Below are 18612 nucleotides of genomic sequence, written 5' to 3'. Positions count from 1 at the left end.
AACATGAATACCTATGAAAAAATCACCGCCCTGCTGGATCAACACCACGCGGAATATCGCGTGGTGGAGCATGAGGCCATCGGCCAGACCGATGTGATCAGCGCCATTCGCGGCAACGATCTGAATCAGGCCGCCAAAGCGATGGTGCTGGAAGTGACCATGCCTGACGGTGCCGATGCGCGTTACCTGCTGGCGATTGTGCCGGGCGACTGCAAGATCAACTTCAAAAGCGCCGCGCGCGCCATCGGTGGCAAGAAGTCGAGCTTTGCTGCACCTGAGAAAGCTCAGGAGTTAACGCAGTGCGTGATGGGTGCGGTGCCACCCTTTAGTTTTGATGACCGGCTGGCGCTGCGCGTCGATGCGCGCCTACGTGATGTCGGCACGCTGTGGTTTAACGCAGGCGCGTTGGAGCGCTCTGTGGCGCTGAATGTGGATGATTTCTTTCGTGTTGTCGGCGATGACTGTTGTGCAGACATCGCCACTCCGATGACGGCAACTGCCTGAAGCGGCTGTAAGGAACGAGTATGTCAGTCAAAGATATGATGTTAGCGCTGTGTGTGGTGGTGGCGTGGGGTGTGAACTTTGTGGTGATCAAATTGGGTCTGCATGACATGCCACCGTTTTTACTGGCGGGACTGCGCTTTGCGCTGGTGGCGTTTCCCGCGATTTTCTTTGTGAAGCGCCCGCAGATCCCACTGCACTGGCTGGTGGTCTACGGCATGACCATCAGTTTTGGTCAGTTCGCCTTCCTGTTCCTGGCGATCAAGCTCGGAATGCCAGCCGGACTGGCTTCATTGGTTTTACAAGCGCAGGCATTCTTTACCCTGTTACTGGGTGCCTTGTTTCTGGCGGAGAAGCTGCGTTGGAACCACATCGCCGGGATTCTGGTGGCGACACTTGGCATGTTTATGTTGGCCAGCGCGGGCATGGAAGGCCAGACCACGGCAGGCATTACCCTGACGACCATGATGTTGACGCTGGCAGCAGCACTGTCATGGGGCTTAGGCAATATCACCAACAAGATCATTTTGCGAAATCGTAACGTGCCGGTGATGTCTCTGGTGGTCTGGAGTGCACTGGTACCGGTGGTGCCGTTTTTCGCCTGCTCATGGTGGTTTGATGGTGAGACTCAGATCGTCACCAATTTGCTCAACATCTCTTTGCAGACGGTACTGGCACTGATTTATCTCGCGTTTGTTGCCACCATCGTCGGCTATGCGATTTGGGGTAATCTGCTCAGTCGCTATGAGACCTGGCGTGTGGCACCGCTGTCACTGCTGGTGCCCGTCGTTGGCATCCTGAGTGCCGTACTCGTTCTGGACGAAACCCTGTCTGCACAAGAAATCATTGGGGCGTCGGTCATTATTCTCGGCCTGCTGGTGAATGTGTTTGGTGGCATGGTGAGCCAGCGATTATGGGTACGGACCTGATCTGCAGAAACAAAAACGCCGCATTTCTGCGGCGTTTCACTTCTCAACACAACATCCTTAGTTAAGGATTTCAATCCGGCGCGGTTTCGCCTCTTCAGGAACGATGCGTTCCAGATCGATGCTTAACAGGCCCAGTTCGAGACGCGCATCGCGCACCACGATGTGATCGGCCAGCTGGAATTTGCGCTCAAAATTACGCTCGGCGATACCCTGATACAGGTATTTGCGCTCCGGTTGCTCTTCAGGATGCGCGCCGCGAATAACCAGCACGTTGTCGTGTGAGGTGATATCTAACTCGCTCTGGGCAAAGCCCGCAACGGCAATGGTGATGCGATAGTGGTTTTCATCCACCAGCTCGACATTGTAAGGAGGATAGCCACCATTGGCCTGGTTCTGATTGGACTCAAGCAGGCTAAACAGACGGTCGAAACCAATTGCAGAACGATAAAGCGGAGTGAGATCAAAGTTACGCATAAAAAGACTCCTGAAAATCAGCAAGTTTTGGCAACCTTCCACCATGGACAGGTTGTGAGGCCCGCTGCTGTCCCTGTCGGCAACAGCAACGCGACCCTGAGGTAAAAATGGGTGCGCTTTAATCGCTTTCAAGGGCAATACGTATTTTTTTGCAGCAATTTTGACGAAATAGCATACACTCAGGAATTCTTCGCCTGCATCGCACGACATCGCCACAGAGCTTTGCTGCTGCAGGAGACACACTCCAGCCAGAGGTGATGGCTGTAGGGATGATGAAATGAAAATGATGAAAAGCTTTCCGCTCACGGGCCTGCTGGTCTGTGGCGTCTTGACTACTTCGGGTTGCTCCAGCGTCATGACTCACACTGGCGCCAGCCAAGGCTATTACCCCGGCACGCGTGCCAGCGCAGATATGATTGCCGACGATAATACCAGTTGGGCGATCAAGCCACTGGCGGCCATCGATCTGCCGTTTTCAGCGGTGTTAGATACGATTCTGTTGCCGTGGGATTACTTTCGTTCTGACAATAATTCGGCGCATGACCGTGTGCTGCAGAGTGAAAAAATGGCTGGCACCGATGCCAGCCTGGCGACTGCCGCTGCTATGCCTTCGACGTCGCACTGACGCAGAACAGCTGACGCCAGCCCTCAATTTCCCGCATATAGGCGATCTGTTTGCCGTCCGGTGACCACACTACCGCATCACCGGAAGGTGGCTGGTCGCTGCGTTTTGTTAAACGCGTACAGTGCCCAGTCGCCACATCACAGCGCATCACGCTGTTATCGCAAATAAAGGTGATTGCCTCGCCTGACGGCTGCCAGCTGAATGCCGACTGAATGCTGCTGCTGAGCTGGGTAATCTGACGCGGTACGCCACCGTTTGGCGAAACGCTCCACAGCTGCACGACACCCTGATCGTCTGTCAGCAGAAAAGCGATGACGCTACCGTCTGGTGAGGCGCGCAGCCAATGGCGGGGCTGCAATGCCAATCCTTTGCTGTACGTAACCCGGCGCTGCTGCACACCCGCCGGTGGCGCAGGCAGTTTATCCGCTGTGCCTTGCAACGGTGATGCGCCTGCTTTCGCGTAATCACCGGATGCCTCTGGCAGATCCACTACAAACACTTCGGGGACTTTGTCACCGTTCGCGGCGCGGGTATCGCCAATAAAGGCCAGCGCCCAGCGCTGCCAACTGCCATCGGGTTTCTGATAACCGCGATCGCCAATCCAGCCCTCTTCATAAGCGCGGTCAATCTGATCGCTGCCCGGCAGCGGGTCGCGCGTGGTTTGGCTTACCAATACGCAGTAATGGCTGCCATCATACTCGCGGGGATGCTGCTTAGGCGGGCACACCGGATGCAGCGGTACCGCTACGCCCACGTTACGCAGATCGTCACGCGCATCTTTCTCATGCATCACATGGTCGTTATAGGTAAAACTGAGGCGCGATCCGTCTGGGCTAAAGACGTGAACATGTGAACCGCCACGCAAGGCACCCGCCGTGTAGGGCGCGGTGATGTCACAGGCATCGAGATTCTCGGCATGGCCCTGCTGCACGATCACGCCACGGCGGTGATGAAAATCATAGTGCCAGTGTGCATCGGGATGCTCCGGGCCATGGATACAGACATAGCGCGGCGGCAGATCTGGACTAACGGTGACAACACCAACGTGCGCCCCCTCGCGGGCCTGATACAGCACTTCGACCGCACCGCTCTGCACGTTGACGCGTTCGATGGTCAAGCTGGTAAAAGAAGCCCCCGACGGGCGAACGTCAAACGCCAGCCACTGGCTATCGGCGGTCCAGACGTTGATATTGGTAAGTTGATGGTGACGCTGTGCAAAGGTGAGTTGTTTTTCTGACATGAGGCAACCTTACATCCAACAGTTGCCGAACAAATTACGCGATTATGAGAGGGGGTGCAGCAAGTTTGCCATTCACAAGGCCGCCATAAATGGCGTAATGCTTGTCAGTTAAGGGGCTCTTCAGGTGAGGCTGTCATTTTCTTAAAATGGCGGCCTTTTTTATTATGCGCAGGTGGGCATGTTAGTGCGGGCCCCAGCACCTCTGCTGCTGCCGGGCCGTCCTCGCGCCGCTTCGCGGTGCCCTCGGCTGCAACGTCGTGCCGGCCGGAACGTTCGGGTACGGCCGTCCTGGCCTACCCGAACTGCCTGTCGCATCCCTGCGACTGGCTCCTGGCACAACGTCTCCGCCTCAGCGCTGCGAATAGCCCGTTGCAGCAGCAGAGGCGCTGTGGCCTCAGACAATGTGCCCTTTGTGGCAGAAAAAGCGCTATCGCCTGAGTCATCGTGCCCTATCAAACAGCGTACAGGGATGTTAGCAAGCAGGCTGGTGCCGCTCTGGGGATGGCATTTCGCAGCGCTGAACGGAATGAGGAAGCCAGGAGAGCCAGCATGGATGCTGGCGAAAGGTGCAGCCGGGACAGGGAAAGTCCCGTCTGCGCCGGTCCGTCAGGCTGAAGAGTGAAGTGAAGGTACCGCGTGAGCGGCGCGAGGACAGCCAGCCCCAGAGCGGCACCAGACTGCGTTATCACCTAATGCTTAACTGACAAGCATTACGCCATAAATGGCGACCCTGCAAATAACCCATGTAGTTTGGCAATCACCCCACGCGTTTTACATCCCCGACCAACAGGATATACGACAACGCACCGACCAACGCCACGGCAGAGATATACACCAGCGCCGGGGCAAAGCCGTAATCCTGCGCCAGATAGCCCACCACCAGCGGCACAGTAATACCGCCCAATCCGCCGATAAAGTTGAACATCCCACCGGTCAATCCAATCAGACGCACCGGTGCCAGTGAGGACACCAGCGACCAGGTGATGGAGGCAAAACCGTTGCCAAAGAATGCGATGGCCATCAGCGTCATAATCCATACCGGATCGTTGGTATAGTTAGCTCCCATGATGCAGGTAGAGATCAGCAATCCGCAGATAATCGGCGTTTTACGCGCAAAACCAAGGGAACGCCCGCTGCGCACCAGGCGGTCGGCCACGATGCCAGAAAGAATCACGCCAAAGAAGGCAGCCAAGAACGGCACGGTCGTCATAAAACCGGCCGTGAGCGCAGAGATGTGTTTTTCCTGTGTCAGGTAGTTCGGGAACCAGGTCAGGAAGAACCATAGCGTGGAGGTAACAGCGAATTGCCCAAGGTACACGCCGCACAGCTTGCGATGGAACACCAGTTTCCAGTCGGCTGCGGTGAGTTTGGTGCGCGTTTTTTTCGCCGCAGGTGCATCGCCGTCCACCATCGCACCCCCTTCACGGATATAGTCCAGTTCCGCCTGGTTGATGCCTTTGCTCTGGCTTGGGGCTTGATAAAACTTGATCCACACCAGCGACCAGATGATGCCGATACCGCCTGTGATGATGAACACCCAGTGCCAGCTCAGCAGTTCCTGAATCCAGATCAGCAAAGGCGTCAGAAAAGCGAGACCGACAAACTGACCGGAGGTATAAAAGCCGACAGCGGAGGCGCGCTCCTGCTCGGGGAACCAGCTGGTGACCAAGCGATTGTTGGTCGGGAACGCGGGCGCTTCGAAAATACCGGTAATCGCACGCAAGCCAATCAGCGATAATAATCCGCTGGCAAAGCCCTGGAATAAGGTGGCGACCGACCAGCCGAAGATGGCAATAAAATAGGTCAAGCGGGAACCGACGCGGTCAAGGAACCAACCGCCCGGGATCTGGCACAGGGTATATAACCAGGCAAAGGCGGAGAAGACATATCCCATCTCCGCTTTGCTGATACCGAACTCTTCCTGAATATGGGCAGAGGCCACCGCTAAATTAGCGCGGTCGACGTAACAAATCACTACCGTAATAAAAATCATCAACAGCGTAATATAACGACGCCGGGTTGGTTTGGCCTGAACAGCAGAGAGATCCATGGTGTTTCTCCGTAATCTTGTTTGTAGTTCAGGCGTGACGAAGCACGCCGCTACAAATGCAGGGTAAGGATAGTGAAGGTAAAACCGCACAGGCGGTAAATGTCATCTGCCGGGATAAGGCTGAGCGAGGCCCTATGCCTTATTTCACCGGCATATCTTTATCTAAAAGATTTTATTAATTCTTAAACCCTAAATAATTCGACGTGCAGAATGGCGGCAAGAGAATACACTCCCCAGCGCTTACTCAAATTGAATGAGCGCAGCCAACGCATCTACAAATTGAAGTATGGCGGGTATTACCACTCAGCGACCGATCCGTCTGGGAAACGCCATAATGGATTGCGCCAGTCCGGTGCATTTTTACTTCTTTCAATCACCAGCTCTTCGTTAATTTCCACGCCGAGGCCCGGTTTATTTAGCGGATAGAAGTGACCATCATCCATTTTGAAATCATCTTTATTGATGACGTAATCCAGCAGTTCAGCACCCTGATTATAGTGAATGCCCATACTCTGCTCCTGGAACACCGCGTTGCGTGACACGAAATCGACGTGCAGGCAGGCAGCGAGTGCGATTGGGCCGAGTGGACAGTGCGGTGCCAGCGCCACATCATAGGACTCCGCCATTGCGGCAATTTTGTAGCACTCGGTGATACCGCCCGCATGCGACAGATCCGGTTGCAGAATCGCCAGGCCGCCCGCTTCCAGCACACGTTTGAACTCGAAGCGCGAGAACATGCGTTCGCCCGCCGCAATCGGAATATGGGTTTGCGCCGCCAGGCGCGGATAGTATTCCGCCTGCTCCGCCAGCACCGGTTCTTCAATAAACAGCGGACGATATGGCTCCAGCTCTTTAATCAGCACTTTGGCCATTGGCGCACTGACGCGACCGTGGAAATCGAGGCCGAACTCAATCTCTTTACCAAAGGCTTCGCGAATCTGTGCCACGGTGTTCACTGCAGCATCCACTTTGCGCGCATTATCGATAATGCCCATCTCTTCGCAGCCATTCAGCTTGAAGGTGTCGAAGCCAATCTTGCGCAGTTTCTTGATGCCATCGACCACTTCTTCCGGGCGATCGCCCCCCACCCAACTGTAAGCCTTGATGCTGTCACGCACCAGGCCACCGAGCAGCTGATACACCGGCACGCCCAGCGCCTTGCCTTTGATATCCCACAATGCCTGATCGATACCGGCAATAGCGCTCATCAGAATCGGACCGCCGCGATAGAATCCACCGCGATACATCACCTGCCACAAGTCGTTGATGCGTGCCGGGTCCTGACCAATCAGATATTCCGACAGCTCATGCACGGCCGCTTCGACGCTGCGCGCACGCCCTTCAATCACCGGTTCGCCCCAGCCAACGATGCCTTCGTCGGTTTCGATTTTCAGGAACATCCAGCGCGGCGGCAGGCGATAAGTGGTCAGTTTGGTAATTTTCATCGTACAGCATCCTTATAAGCAGCAATAAATGCGCGAGCTTTCTCCACAGTGCGTGACAGCGGCTGGCCAGCACGATAAAGATCGCTGCCCAAGCCTGCGCCAATGCAGCCTGCGGCCATAAATTCATGCAAGTTTTCTGGCGTCACGCCGCCCACCGCAAACACCGGCACTTCCGGCGGCAGCACCGCTTTCAAGGCCTTGATGTAGCCCGGACCAAACGCCGACGATGGGAAGATTTTCAGCGCCTGGGCGCCCGCCTGAAGTGCGGTGAAGGCTTCAGTGGCGGTGGCGCAACCCGCAGCAACAATCATCCCTTGCGCCACGGCCTGACGGATCACTGCCGCATCGGTATTCGGCGTCACCACCAGCTTGCTGTTGAGCGTGGCCAGCTCATCGACCTGCGCCGGATTCAGCACAGTGCCCGCACCAATCAGCGCTTTATCGCCGAAAGTCTGCACCATCGCACCAATGCTTTTGGCCCATTCCGGTGAGTTCAGCGGGATCTCGATAGCATCAAAACCCGCATCAATCAGTGCGCCCACATGCGCTTCTGCCTCTTCTGGCGTGATGCCGCGTAAGATAGCGATCAACGGCAGCTTAGTTTGCCAGGTCATCTGCAATACTCCTTATTCCATGCTGGAACGCACGATCGCCTTCCAGCGTGATTGAATCCACACCGATAAACTTCAGCGCCTGCTGATAACGCTGAGCCAGCGCGTTCCCGGCAATAATGATGATCGGTTGGCTGCGATCCGCTTGTTGCGTCATCAGCGCCACTTCATGACCAATCAACAGGCCGGATAGAAAATCGCTGATATGGCGGCGATCGCGCGCGCCCAACACATGAGAAGCGCGCACTTCGAACAGCCGGGAAAGGATCGATGCGTCGTGGCTGCCGACCGCTAAGCCCTCACGGAAAGCGGCGGGACTCTCTTCCTGTTCGGGTAAACCCGCACCGATTAGCGACTGTTTCAGCAGCAGATGATGCAGTTCGCCCGTCATCACCGTGCGGAAATCCTGCACACGCTGTTGATCTACCTGCACCCACTTAGCATGCGTGCCAGGCATCACATACTGCGTTGCAGGTTGCAGCTCGAAGGCACCCAGCAGTTGCGTCTCTTCCCCACGCATCACGTTGTAGTTGTCAGCGCGTTCGACGCTCAATCCCGGCACGATCCATGCTTTATCTTCAACGCGGGTCAGGCGGCTGCTGAGTTGGTCCAGCGCCACCGGACAGCCCAAATAAGGCACCGCAAGCCAGCCTGCATTACTGCCGACCATACCCGCCATCACCACCGGGACATCGTTCACTGGCCAGCCGTCAGTCACACTGGCAAATACCTCTGCTGGCGTGCGCCCGCCAAGACGCGTGACGCCCGCTTCTGAACGGCGCTCCTCAACACAGTTGCCTTGCTGATAATGCCAGGCACGTAAATTGGTCGAGCCCCAATCAATCGCGATATAGCTGGTCACATAATCTCCTTGAGTCGGGCGGTGGAGCTGGCGATCATCGCTTTTGCCGCCTGTTCCGCCGCGTCGCCATCCTGATGACGAATGGCATCGAATAGCGCTTTGTGTTCGGCTAAGGTGCGCGGCATGTTGCCGGAATCCGCCATATAGGTTTTCGCAAACACCGCTTTCTGCAATTGACTGATCGCCACATTAAGCTGCTGCAGTACCGGATTGTGCACCGAGGCCAGCACTGCTTCGTGGTAGCGGATATCTGCCTCATTGAACGCTTCACGATCGAGATGATGAGCAACCATGTCGTTATAAGCCTGTTCAATCGCCGCCAAATCGGTTGAGGTCGCGCGTTCAGCCGACCAGCGTGCAATTTGGGGCTCCACCAGCACGCGCACTTCGCTCATCGCAGCAATCAGCCTTGGATCTTGGTCGTGCGCCAGCGCCCACTGCAGTACATCACTATCGAGGTAATTCCACTGATTGCGCGAGGTGACGAAAGCGCCACGATAGCGCTTCATCTCCATTAGCCGCTTTGCCATCAGCGAGCGAAACACTTCGCGGATAATGTTGCGCGAGGTGCCAAAGCGCTCACACAACTCCGCTTCGGCGGGCAACGCAGCACCTGGCACATACTTCCCTGCGACAATTTCTTCACCCAGCGTCAGGATGATGCGCTCGGTTTTGCTTAATTGTTCTTGCGTCATGATGTTCCATTCAGTGAAAGACGGTCGCTCACCAGATTACTGCTTTCGACACGTGAAAACTAACCACCACCTCACGCCATGACGCAGATTGTAGTACCAACATATCAAGTTGTACTACAATCTGGATCACATAATAGACAATCCATCGGCGCATAAATGTGCACCCGACGAAATCGATCTAAGTGTGGGTTGGGGCATCACTTATGACGGATCAGTGCGCACTCGGCAGAAACTCAGGGGCAACCTCGTTGGGTGATCATTGATGGTGTAGCAATGCGCACCGGGTGGAAACGGGACTGATCGTTCGCTGGTTCATCCCTTTTGGAGTATGAAGACATGCTTTACGGGAATCGGAACAATCATTCGTCGTGTCGCCATTTATGGCGATCAGTCGGCATTTGAGGGATGAACTCAGAGAGGCGGACAGCAGCGCGCTGCCCGCAACAGAAAGGATTACAGCACTAACTCTTCAATAGCGTGGGCGACACCATCTTCCATATTGGTTTTCGTCACGAACTGCGCAATGCTTTTTACCGAATCAATCGCATTGCCCATCGCTACGCCGGTTCCAGCATATTCAATCATCGCCAGATCGTTTTCCTGATCGCCAATTGCCATCACTTCCGACTGCTGCAGACCCAGTTTATCGGCCAGCATTTTCACGCCGTAGCCTTTGTTGACCAGCGGATTGAGAATTTCCAGGTAATAAGGTGCGCTTTTCAGGATGGTGTAGCTATCACGGGCGCGCGCAGGCAGGCCAGCAATCGCCTTATCCAACAGATGTGGCTTGTCGATCATCATCAGTTTCGGGAAGCGCGTGGCGGGGTCCATCTCCTCCACCGCACGGTAACGCACTGGAATGCCGGTCAGGCTGGCTTCATGGATGGTGTATTCGCTGATGTCTTTGTTTGGCGTGTAGAGGAAGGATTTGTCGAACGCCTGGAAATGCACGCCGAGGTCGCGCGCCAGCTGTTCAATGTAGAGATAGTCATCAAAGCTCAGCGTCTTTTCAGCCACGACATCACCGTTAACCGCGCTATGAACCAAAGCGCCGTTGTTGCTGATGCAATACTGGCCAGGCTGCTGCATATCGAGTTCCATCAGATAGCGCTCGATGCCGACTAAAGGGCGACCGGTTGCCAGCACAATGGAAACCCCTTTATCCCGCGCACGCCCAATCGCCGATTTTACAGCTGCCGTGACCTCGTGCTGCGGGTTAAGTAGCGTGCCGTCCATATCGATCGCAATCAATTTTATCGCCATAACATCCTCGGTTAAGTCAGAGTTTGTTTAATGCTAGCGCGATTCAGCTCACATTGACCAGTTAATCGACGATGGACGGCACTTCAGGCTATTTTACGGCAAGCGGCTTACGCACAAACAAGCCATAGCTCAACGCGCCCAGCATCAGCAAACCCGCCCCCAGCAAGAAGACATTGGTAAATTTGCCGGTGGTATCAAGGATGATGCCGGTGACAATCGGTGCCATTGCCGCACCCAGGAAGCCACCAAAGTTCTGAATCGCACCCAATGAAGCCACTTGAGATTTTGGTGCAATATCACTGGCCAGCGTCCAAAGTGCCCCTTGTGGCATCTGCGAGCAGAAGTAGCCCATCGCCAGCAAACCAATCGCTAATGGCGTGCTATCGACAAACGGAATCGGTGCCACAAAGCAAGCTGCCAGCGCCGCACCGGTCACAATCGGCACTTTACGCGCGGTAATCGCACGAACGCCGCGGCGCACCAGGCGATCGGACAACATGCCGCCCACCAGCACCCCTAATATCCCGGCGAAGAAGGGAATGGAGGCGATCCAACCGGTTGCTTTTAGGCTGAAGCCCAAGGATTTTTCCAGATAGCCCGGCAGCCAGGTGAGATAAACCCAGATGGTAAACATGATGGAGAAGTTGCCGATCACCATAAACCAGGTGGTGCTATGGCGGAACAAGGCACCCCAGCTGGACTGCGCTTTCTCATCCGCCGTTGCCACGCTGCGATGACCTGCGTGCAACAACGCATCTTCACGCGCATTCGGGTCGCGGTAAAACTTCCACCATGCCAGCAGCAAAGGAATGCCCATTAAGCCAATCGCAACAAACATGCCGCGCCAGCCCAATGTCAGCAACAATACGGTGAGAATCGGTGGCGCAATCGCATTGGCGATTTGCGAGCCGGTATTGATGATCGCCGTGGGTAATCCACGTTCGTTATCACCAAACCAGCGATGGGTGATCTTGATGCCTGAGGTGAAAAAGGGTGATTCGGCAATACCCAACATCATGCGTAAGCCATAGAAGAAGCTGTAGCTATTCACAAAGGATGCCAGCACGGTAAAGGTCGACCACAGTCCCAGCGCCCATGAAAACATGCGCTTTGGGCCAAACTTATCGACTAACCAGCCAGCAGGGAGGTTCGCCAGCGCATAAGGCCAGAGAAACGCCGACAGTAACAGTCCCATTTCGGTTTGCGAGAAGCCAAACTCGGCAGCAATGGTGGTGTTGGCGATGCTGAGGTTGGCGCGATCAAGGTAGTTAACCACCGCCGCCAACAGTAAAAGCAACACAATGCCCCAACGCAGTTTGCTTACCGCCGTGGTTGGCGCGAGGGTCGCGTCAGATAACGTATGCGCGGAGGGTTTCATGACGCCTCCTGCGGGGCAGAGAACAAGTCGAGATGGATTTTAATCACCGCTTTGCGAATGCGCTGTACTTCGGGCGCGGCACAGCACGGACGATGAACATCGTGCGGGAAAAACAGCGCAAACTGGCCTGGCGTCAGCGTAATCATCGACTCATCAATGGTGTCCTGATAAAACACCACATCGCGCTCACTGCGCAAATCTTCAGTAATGACGTGCTGCGGATGGGCACGTGCCACACCGATATTCTCACGTCCTTCCAGTAAATATTGGATATCAACATAGTTAAAATGCGACTCGGCACGGCGTGCACTTGCCGGCTCAGTCTCCATTTCCTGCACCAGACAGAACATCTGGTTGTTGGGCAGTAAATCGTATTTCCCTGCTTCCAGCTGGCTGAAATCGGTCTCCGCAATCCAGCGAATAGCCTGGTCAACTATGGGATGAAAAGCGTGGCGCTCGCGCGGCCAGTCCAGTCGATCGCATACAATCATGATGTTTTCCCGTGTCGTTATCGTTAGTGGGTTCAGGTACAGCGGGAGGATAAACATCCTCCCTTCAGAGGATTTATTTGGCTACGCGCGGCTGCCACAACGCGCTGCCATCTCGGATTTGATCGAGCAGTACGCTCAAACCCCAGAATTTTTCCAGCACGTCATCTTTGTTCACACGGCAGTGCTCGCTAGCAAAAGTACCGAGGCGCTGGTGATAGATTTTGGCGTTTTTCGGATAGCCGAGGGTCTCGGTCACCGCGCTCAGGGACAGGAACAGAGACAGTTCATGGGCTTTATCCGGCTGCTGTGAACCTTGGTGATACAGCCAGTGATACAGGCCCGGATGGAAATTGGTGAACACGCCACTGAAACCTTTTGAACCTGCCTGCATCGCCGGCCAGGCAATCGCGGCATTCGCATTGATGACCGCCAGCGGCGTGCCTTCTGCCAGCTTGACGCGACGCTCAACGGTAGGCAGATCACAACTCACATCTTTCAGCACCACGAAACGACCGCTGTTAGCACAGAAGCTGAACTCGTCATCCGTTAACAGGCGGCGATAAGGTGCCGGGCACTCATACAGACCTAGCGGTAAATCGACTGGCAATGCCTCCAGCAGATGGTTGATGTGAGCATAAAATGTTTCGCTACCTTGATTCTTCGGATCAAGATGATTGGTCACCAGCACCAGCGCATCAATGCCGGTTTTGGCCATGGCTTGCAGCTCGGTGGTTTGTTCGGTCAGGTCGTCGCTGATATGACCAGAGGCGATCACCGGAACACGCCCCTGTACTTTTTCTACCACAAAGCGTGCCAGCTCAACGCGTTCTTCAAGGCTGAGATACTGCATCTCGCTCGACTGACACACCGCGAACAGTGCATCGACACCCTCTTGCAAATACCAGCCGATCAACTTTTCCAGGCCGGGATAATCAATCTGGTTATCCGGGGTAAACGGGGTCAACATGACCGGTACAATGCCTTCAATCTTTTTCATCATCTCTCCTGCCAGCGGAGAACCGCTGTGATTCATTATTGGGTTTATCGTTGTTGAAGTCGGGTCAGCACCTGCTGACGGTCGGGCATGTTGCTGGCCCCTTCTCGCTCTACTGCCAGCGAAGCGAAGGCCGATGCCCAGGTCGCGGCCTGTAGCAGACTTTGACCCTGGGCTAATGCCGCAGCCAGCGCGCCATTGAAGGCATCCCCTGCACCCGTGGTATCAACACTGAACGCTGGAAAAGCCGGAATATGGTGGAATTGTTGGTTATCAAACAGCAGCGCGCCGCGCGATCCCATGGTGATGATCACGCGCCTTGCACCTAGCGCGACAATCGCCTGCGCGGCTGCACGCGCACTCGGCAGGTCAAGGATTTCAATCCCAGACAGGCGCGAAGCTTCCGTTTCGTTCGGCGTGAGGACATCAATCATCGGCAAGCAGCTCACCACGTCAGCGGAAAACGGTGCAGGGTTCATGATGACGCGCACGCCTAAAGTGTGAGCGAGCCGGATGGCGCTGCGGGTGGCCTCAAAGTTGTTCTCCAACTGCAGCAACATCACATCCGCATCGGTTAATTCGTGCGTGAGTTCGGCAATTTCTTCATCGGTGACGGTTTTATTAGCACCCGAGTAGATCGCAATCATGTTCTCGCCATTTTCCTGCGAGACGTAAATGATGGCGCTGCCGGTGGGTTCGGTGTCTGTTTGGTAGAGACGGAAAGAGTGAATGTCGGATGCTGACAGATGATCGAACGCGAACTGGCTGAACTGGTCAGTCCCCACTTTGGCCACAAAATGGACGCGAGTGCCGGCACAACTGGCCGCCATCGCCTGGTTAGCCCCTTTGCCGCCCGGTCCCAGGGTGCTCCCGAGTGCCATCAGCGATTCGCCACTTTGCGGAAAGCGCGCCACTTTCGCCACGATATCAACGTTAAACGCACCGAGAATGCAGACTTTCCCCTGCTTTCCTGACGACTTTCCCGATGCTTTGCGTGACTGAAGGCGCTGTAATAACACCTCAAAGTTACCGCTTTCGCTGATCAGTTTTTCCTGCATGTTGCGGCGTAACGCAATGGCACCGCCATAGCAGCGCTGCACTAATCCCTGCTGCGCCAATGCGCTGAGATCGGTGCGAATGGTTTCCCGTGTCACACCAAGCTGACTAGCCAGCCCATTCACCGTGACGCGCTCGTGTTCATCCAGCCACTGCAAAATCTGGCTACGTCGTTCTTCCAAAAACATGCGCTCTCCTCCGCTTCGCACGCAAGCGTAAGGGAGACGGCGGTTTATGAAAGTGATACGGATCTCAGCACTCGGGGAAAAACGGAAGCAAACAAAAACTAACGCAGATGTTTTTTAAGGAAAAAAAAGATTGTCAGGAGAATAGCAAAATGCGGGGAATAAAAAACCCTTCCCGATTGGGAAGGGTTGAACAGATTAGATATCGATGTTGGCCGCTTTCAGCGCGTTCTCTTCAATGAAGGCACGGCGCGGTTCAACTGCATCGCCCATCAGCGTCGTGAACAGTTGGTCAGCTGCGATGGCATCTTTGATGGTAACGCGCAGCATGCGGCGGCTGTCTGGATCCATGGTGGTTTCCCACAGCTGCTCTGGGTTCATTTCGCCCAGACCTTTATAGCGCTGGACTGACAGACCACGGCGCGACTCTTTCACCAGCCACTCAATCGCCTGCTCGAAGCTGGTCACTGGCTGACGGCGATCGCCACGTTCGATAAACGCATCTTCTTCAATCAGGCCGCGCAGTTGCTCGCCCAGACCACAGATTTTGCGATATTCCGGTCCATCAATGAACTCGCTATCCATCGGATAGTCGGTATCAACGCCGTGCGTACGCACACGCAATACCGGTTCGAACACGTTCAGTTCGCTGTTGGTGCGCACGTGGGCCATATAGCTGCTGCCGTGCGCTTCGCGCTCGGTCAGGTATGCGACTAAACCTTCAATCCAGCCTTTAACCGCGGCCTCATTGCTGAGATCGCTCAGGGTTGGATGGTAGATCAGGCCACGCAGCATTGCCGTTGGGAAGCGGCGTTCCATACGCTTGATCATGCGCTGGGTGCTGTTGAAATCACTCACCAGATTTTCCAGCGGCTGGCCGCCCAGCGCCGGGGCACTGGCGTTGGTATGCAGCGTTGCACCATCAAGCGCGATAGCGATCTGGTACTGATCCATCGCTTCGTCATCTTTAATGTACTGTTCTTGCTTGCCTTTCTTCACTTTGTACAGTGGCGGCTGAGCAATATAAACATGACCACGCTCGACGATTTCCGGCATCTGACGGTAGAAGAAGGTCAACAGCAGCGTACGGATGTGCGAGCCATCGACGTCGGCATCGGTCATGATGATGATGCTGTGATAACGCAGTTTGTCCGGGTTATATTCGTCGCGTCCGATACCACAGCCGAGTGCGGTGATCAGCGTAGCCACTTCTTGGGAAGAGAGCATCTTGTCGAAACGCGCTTTCTCTACGTTGAGGATTTTACCTTTCAACGGCAGGATCGCCTGGTTCTTACGGTTACGTCCCTGCTTCGCAGAGCCGCCCGCTGAGTCCCCTTCCACAAGGTAAATTTCAGACAGCGCAGGGTCACGTTCCTGGCAATCCGCCAGCTTGCCCGGCAGACCAGCCAAGTCCAGCGCGCCTTTACGACGGGTCATTTCACGTGCACGGCGTGCCGCTTCACGTGCACGCGCGGCATCAATAATTTTGCCAACCACGATTTTCGCGTCTGACGGGTTTTCCAGCAGGTATTCGCTCAGCAGTTCGTTCATCTGCTGCTCAACCGCCGATTTCACCTCAGAAGAGACCAGCTTGTCTTTGGTCTGTGAGGAGAACTTCGGATCTGGCACTTTCACCGACACCACAGCAATCAGGCCTTCACGCGCATCATCACCGGTGGCGCTCACTTTGGCTTTTTTGCTGTAGCCTTCTTTATCCATGTAGGCGTTCAGCGTACGCGTCATTGCCGCACGGAAGCCGGCCAGGTGCGTACCACCATCGCGCTGTGGAATGTTGTTGGTAAAGCAGTAGATGTTTTCCTGGAAACCGTCATTCCACTGCAACGCCACTTCCACGCCGATACCGTCTTTCTCATTAGAGAAATAGAACACCGTCGGGTGAATTGGGGTTTTGTTCTTGTTGAGATACTCAACGAACGCTTTGATACCGCCCTCATAGTGGAAGTGGTCGCTCTTGCCGTCACGCTTGTCTTCCAGACGGATCGACACGCCCGAGTTCAGGAACGACAGTTCACGCAGGCGTTTAGCCAGGATGTCGTATTCGAATTCGATCACGTTGGTGAAGGTTTCATAACTCGGCCAGAAGCGGACGCGCGTACCGGTGGCTTCGGTATCACCGGATACGGCCAGCGGTGCCTGTGGCACACCGTGCTGGTAAATCTGCTGATGCACTTTACCTTCACGGCGAATCGTCAGCTCCAGTTTCTGCGACAGGGCGTTAACCACTGAAACACCTACGCCGTGCAGACCACCAGACACTTTATACGAGTTATCGTCGAATTTACCGCCGGCGTGCAGGACGGTCATGATCACTTCCGCCGCAGATACACCCTCTTCCGGGTGAATGCCGGTCGGAATACCACGGCCATCATCCTGAACAGACACAGAATTGTCCGCATGGATGGTCACTACAATGTCACTACAGTGACCCGCGAGCGCTTCGTCGATTGCGTTATCCACGACCTCGAATACCATGTGATGCAGACCGGTGCCGTCATCCGTATCGCCGATGTACATGCCCGGGCGTTTGCGTACCGCATCAAGCCCTTTAAGAACTTTGATACTTGAGGAGTCATAAGAATTCGACATCAACGTTTCTCGCTCATTTAATCTTCAGGTTGAACCGCTATTTTACCCTGTTCCACGCGGAACATCTTGCCCTTTTCGTCACTCATGTCGATTACATGTTCGACACCAATGGCACTGACAAACACCTGAGCCTGCGTGGCTTTCAGTCGCTCGGCAAGCAGCCGACGACGCGAATCGTCCAGCTCCGAAGCAAAGTCATCAATCAGGTACAAACAGCGACGTCCGCTGCTGCGCGTCAGATATTCGCCCTGCGCTAAACGCAGGGCACACATCAGCAGCTTTAATTGACCGCGTGAGAGTAAATCTTCCACCGGCGTGCCTTCTGCACGAATGCGAAAATCCGCTTTGTGCGGGCCGCTGGCGGTGTAGGTGAGCGCGCGATCGCGCTCGAAATTGCGTTCCAGCAGTTCGGCAAAATCGCTCTCTTTATCCCAACCACGTTGGAAAGAAAACGACAACTCAAACTCTGGTAAAAATTGACTGCAGGTAGCGATGATCTCTTTGGAGATCGCCGCACTGTACTCGGCGCGCCACTGGCTAATTTGTTCGGCCAAAGGCACTAATTCTTGATCCCATGGGCGGATCTGGCTGTAGCGCGAAACTTGTCGCAATGCGGCATTGCGCTGTTTCATCAAGCGCCGCAAGTTATTCCAAGCATTGAAAAAACCTGGCGCAGAGTGGAAGCATCCCCAATCAACATAGGCTCTACGGTATTTGGGGCCGCCGTTGAGCAAAGTAAACCCCTCGGGGGTAATCAACTGCATCGGCAACAGCTGCGCGAGTTCCGCGACTTTGTGGCCATCGCTGCCGTGGATGCGCACCTTGCTGTCGCCCGCACGGTTTTTGGTCAGCCCAACGGCCAACTCTCGCTCGCTGCCTTCAATACGCCCGTGCAGCACAAAGGCGTCCTGATCGTGACGAATCACGCGTCCAGCCTGCAAACTGCGAAACGCGCGGCCATGTCCGAGGGTGTAGATCGCCTCGAGCACACTGGTTTTTCCGCTGCCGTTAGCACCCACAAGAAAATTAAAGCCCGGCGCCAAAATGAGATCGGCCTGCTCAATATTACGGAAATCTTTAATCAGGAGGCGGGTTAAAGCCATGAACGAATCCAGCTGCGCATTAAGAAGTGTTTTTCACCTAACCCTGCAATCCAGGGCGTTAACGGCGAAGCTAGTTTGCACACGGCCAGCGCGCAGGCCCTGG

The 18612-nt window shown here is 55.1% G+C and carries 17 protein-coding genes; 3 read left to right on the top strand and 14 right to left on the bottom strand.

Annotation, left to right across the window (positions count from 1 at the left end; genetic code table 11):
- The first annotated feature begins 3 nt into the window (after positions 1–3).
- Together F3J38_RS19265 and F3J38_RS19260 are read left to right on the top strand one after the other, a co-directional pair.
- Complete coding sequence (locus F3J38_RS19265) at positions 4–504, top strand: YbaK/EbsC family protein (RefSeq protein WP_167141030.1); 501 nt, start codon at positions 4–6, stop codon at positions 502–504.
- A gap of 20 nt (positions 505–524) precedes the next feature.
- On the top strand, positions 525–1430 hold the full coding sequence (locus tag F3J38_RS19260) for an EamA family transporter (RefSeq protein WP_167141028.1): 906 nt from the start codon (positions 525–527) through the stop codon (positions 1428–1430).
- A gap of 57 nt (positions 1431–1487) precedes the next feature.
- Here F3J38_RS19260 and ibpA read toward each other — a convergent pair whose 3' ends face one another.
- Positions 1488–1904 carry a small heat shock chaperone IbpA gene (gene ibpA, locus F3J38_RS19255; RefSeq protein WP_100701655.1) on the bottom strand — a complete coding sequence of 139 codons (417 nt, stop codon included), beginning with the start codon at positions 1902–1904 and terminating at the stop codon, positions 1488–1490.
- 277 nt (positions 1905–2181) lie between these two features.
- Between ibpA and F3J38_RS19250 the strand changes: the two genes are divergently transcribed.
- Entirely contained in the window at positions 2182–2529 is a 348-nt protein-coding gene (locus tag F3J38_RS19250) for a YceK/YidQ family lipoprotein (protein ID WP_167141026.1), read from the top strand.
- Here the strand turns inward: F3J38_RS19250 and F3J38_RS19245 are convergent.
- The 13 genes from F3J38_RS19245 to recF all read right to left on the bottom strand — a co-directional run bounded on the left by F3J38_RS19245 (position 2507) and on the right by recF (position 18509).
- Positions 2507–3769: a YidR family protein gene (locus F3J38_RS19245; RefSeq protein WP_167141024.1), complete on the bottom strand. Its 1263-nt coding sequence runs from the start codon at positions 3767–3769 to the stop codon at positions 2507–2509. The two genes, F3J38_RS19250 and F3J38_RS19245, sit on opposite strands and share 23 nt — an antisense overlap.
- A 757-nt stretch (positions 3770–4526) precedes the next feature.
- Entirely contained in the window at positions 4527–5819 is a 1293-nt protein-coding gene (locus tag F3J38_RS19240) for an MFS transporter (RefSeq protein ID WP_034829994.1), read from the bottom strand.
- A gap of 296 nt (positions 5820–6115) precedes the next feature.
- Positions 6116–7264 carry a galactonate dehydratase gene (gene dgoD, locus F3J38_RS19235; RefSeq protein WP_084932873.1) on the bottom strand — a complete coding sequence of 383 codons (1149 nt, stop codon included), beginning with the start codon at positions 7262–7264 and terminating at the stop codon, positions 6116–6118.
- A complete protein-coding gene (locus F3J38_RS19230; protein ID WP_167141022.1) occupies positions 7261–7878 on the bottom strand; it encodes a 2-dehydro-3-deoxy-6-phosphogalactonate aldolase in 618 nt (205 codons plus the stop codon). Before F3J38_RS19230 ends, dgoD begins: the two co-directional genes overlap by 4 nt.
- Entirely contained in the window at positions 7862–8737 is an 876-nt protein-coding gene (locus tag F3J38_RS19225) for a 2-dehydro-3-deoxygalactonokinase (RefSeq protein ID WP_167141020.1), read from the bottom strand. Before F3J38_RS19225 ends, F3J38_RS19230 begins: the two co-directional genes overlap by 17 nt.
- Positions 8734–9432, bottom strand: a complete 699-nt coding sequence (locus F3J38_RS19220; protein WP_167141018.1) for a FadR/GntR family transcriptional regulator — start codon at positions 9430–9432, stop codon at positions 8734–8736. Before F3J38_RS19220 ends, F3J38_RS19225 begins: the two co-directional genes overlap by 4 nt.
- Before the next feature lie 453 nt (positions 9433–9885).
- Positions 9886–10695, bottom strand: coding sequence for a sugar-phosphatase (gene yidA / locus F3J38_RS19215; protein WP_167141016.1), 810 nt, complete (start codon positions 10693–10695; stop codon positions 9886–9888).
- 88 nt (positions 10696–10783) lie between these two features.
- Positions 10784–12073, bottom strand: coding sequence for an MFS transporter (locus F3J38_RS19210; RefSeq protein WP_167141014.1), 1290 nt, complete (start codon positions 12071–12073; stop codon positions 10784–10786).
- Positions 12070–12564 (bottom strand): NanQ anomerase/TabA/YiaL family protein, encoded by a 495-nt coding sequence (locus tag F3J38_RS19205; RefSeq protein WP_167141012.1) that lies wholly within the window; start codon positions 12562–12564, stop codon positions 12070–12072. The genes F3J38_RS19210 and F3J38_RS19205 overlap by 4 nt, the downstream gene beginning before the upstream one ends.
- Positions 12565–12637: 73 nt before the next feature.
- Entirely contained in the window at positions 12638–13561 is a 924-nt protein-coding gene (locus F3J38_RS19200) for a dihydrodipicolinate synthase family protein (protein ID WP_167141010.1), read from the bottom strand.
- Between the two features lie 44 nt (positions 13562–13605).
- A complete protein-coding gene (locus F3J38_RS19195; RefSeq protein ID WP_167141008.1) occupies positions 13606–14802 on the bottom strand; it encodes a PfkB family carbohydrate kinase in 1197 nt (398 codons plus the stop codon).
- 195 nt (positions 14803–14997) lie between these two features.
- Positions 14998–17406 (bottom strand): DNA topoisomerase (ATP-hydrolyzing) subunit B, encoded by a 2409-nt coding sequence (gene gyrB, locus F3J38_RS19190; RefSeq protein ID WP_167141007.1) that lies wholly within the window; start codon positions 17404–17406, stop codon positions 14998–15000.
- 17 nt (positions 17407–17423) lie between these two features.
- Entirely contained in the window at positions 17424–18509 is a 1086-nt protein-coding gene (gene recF, locus F3J38_RS19185; RefSeq protein WP_167141006.1) for a DNA replication/repair protein RecF, read from the bottom strand.
- Positions 18510–18612 lie beyond the last annotated feature (103 nt).

Source organism: Candidatus Pantoea formicae (assembly GCF_011752625.1).
Taxonomy (GTDB): domain Bacteria; phylum Pseudomonadota; class Gammaproteobacteria; order Enterobacterales; family Enterobacteriaceae; genus Pantoea; species Pantoea formicae.
The sequence above is the reverse complement of the archived record's forward strand: the minus strand, read 5'-3'. Positions and strand labels throughout refer to the sequence as shown.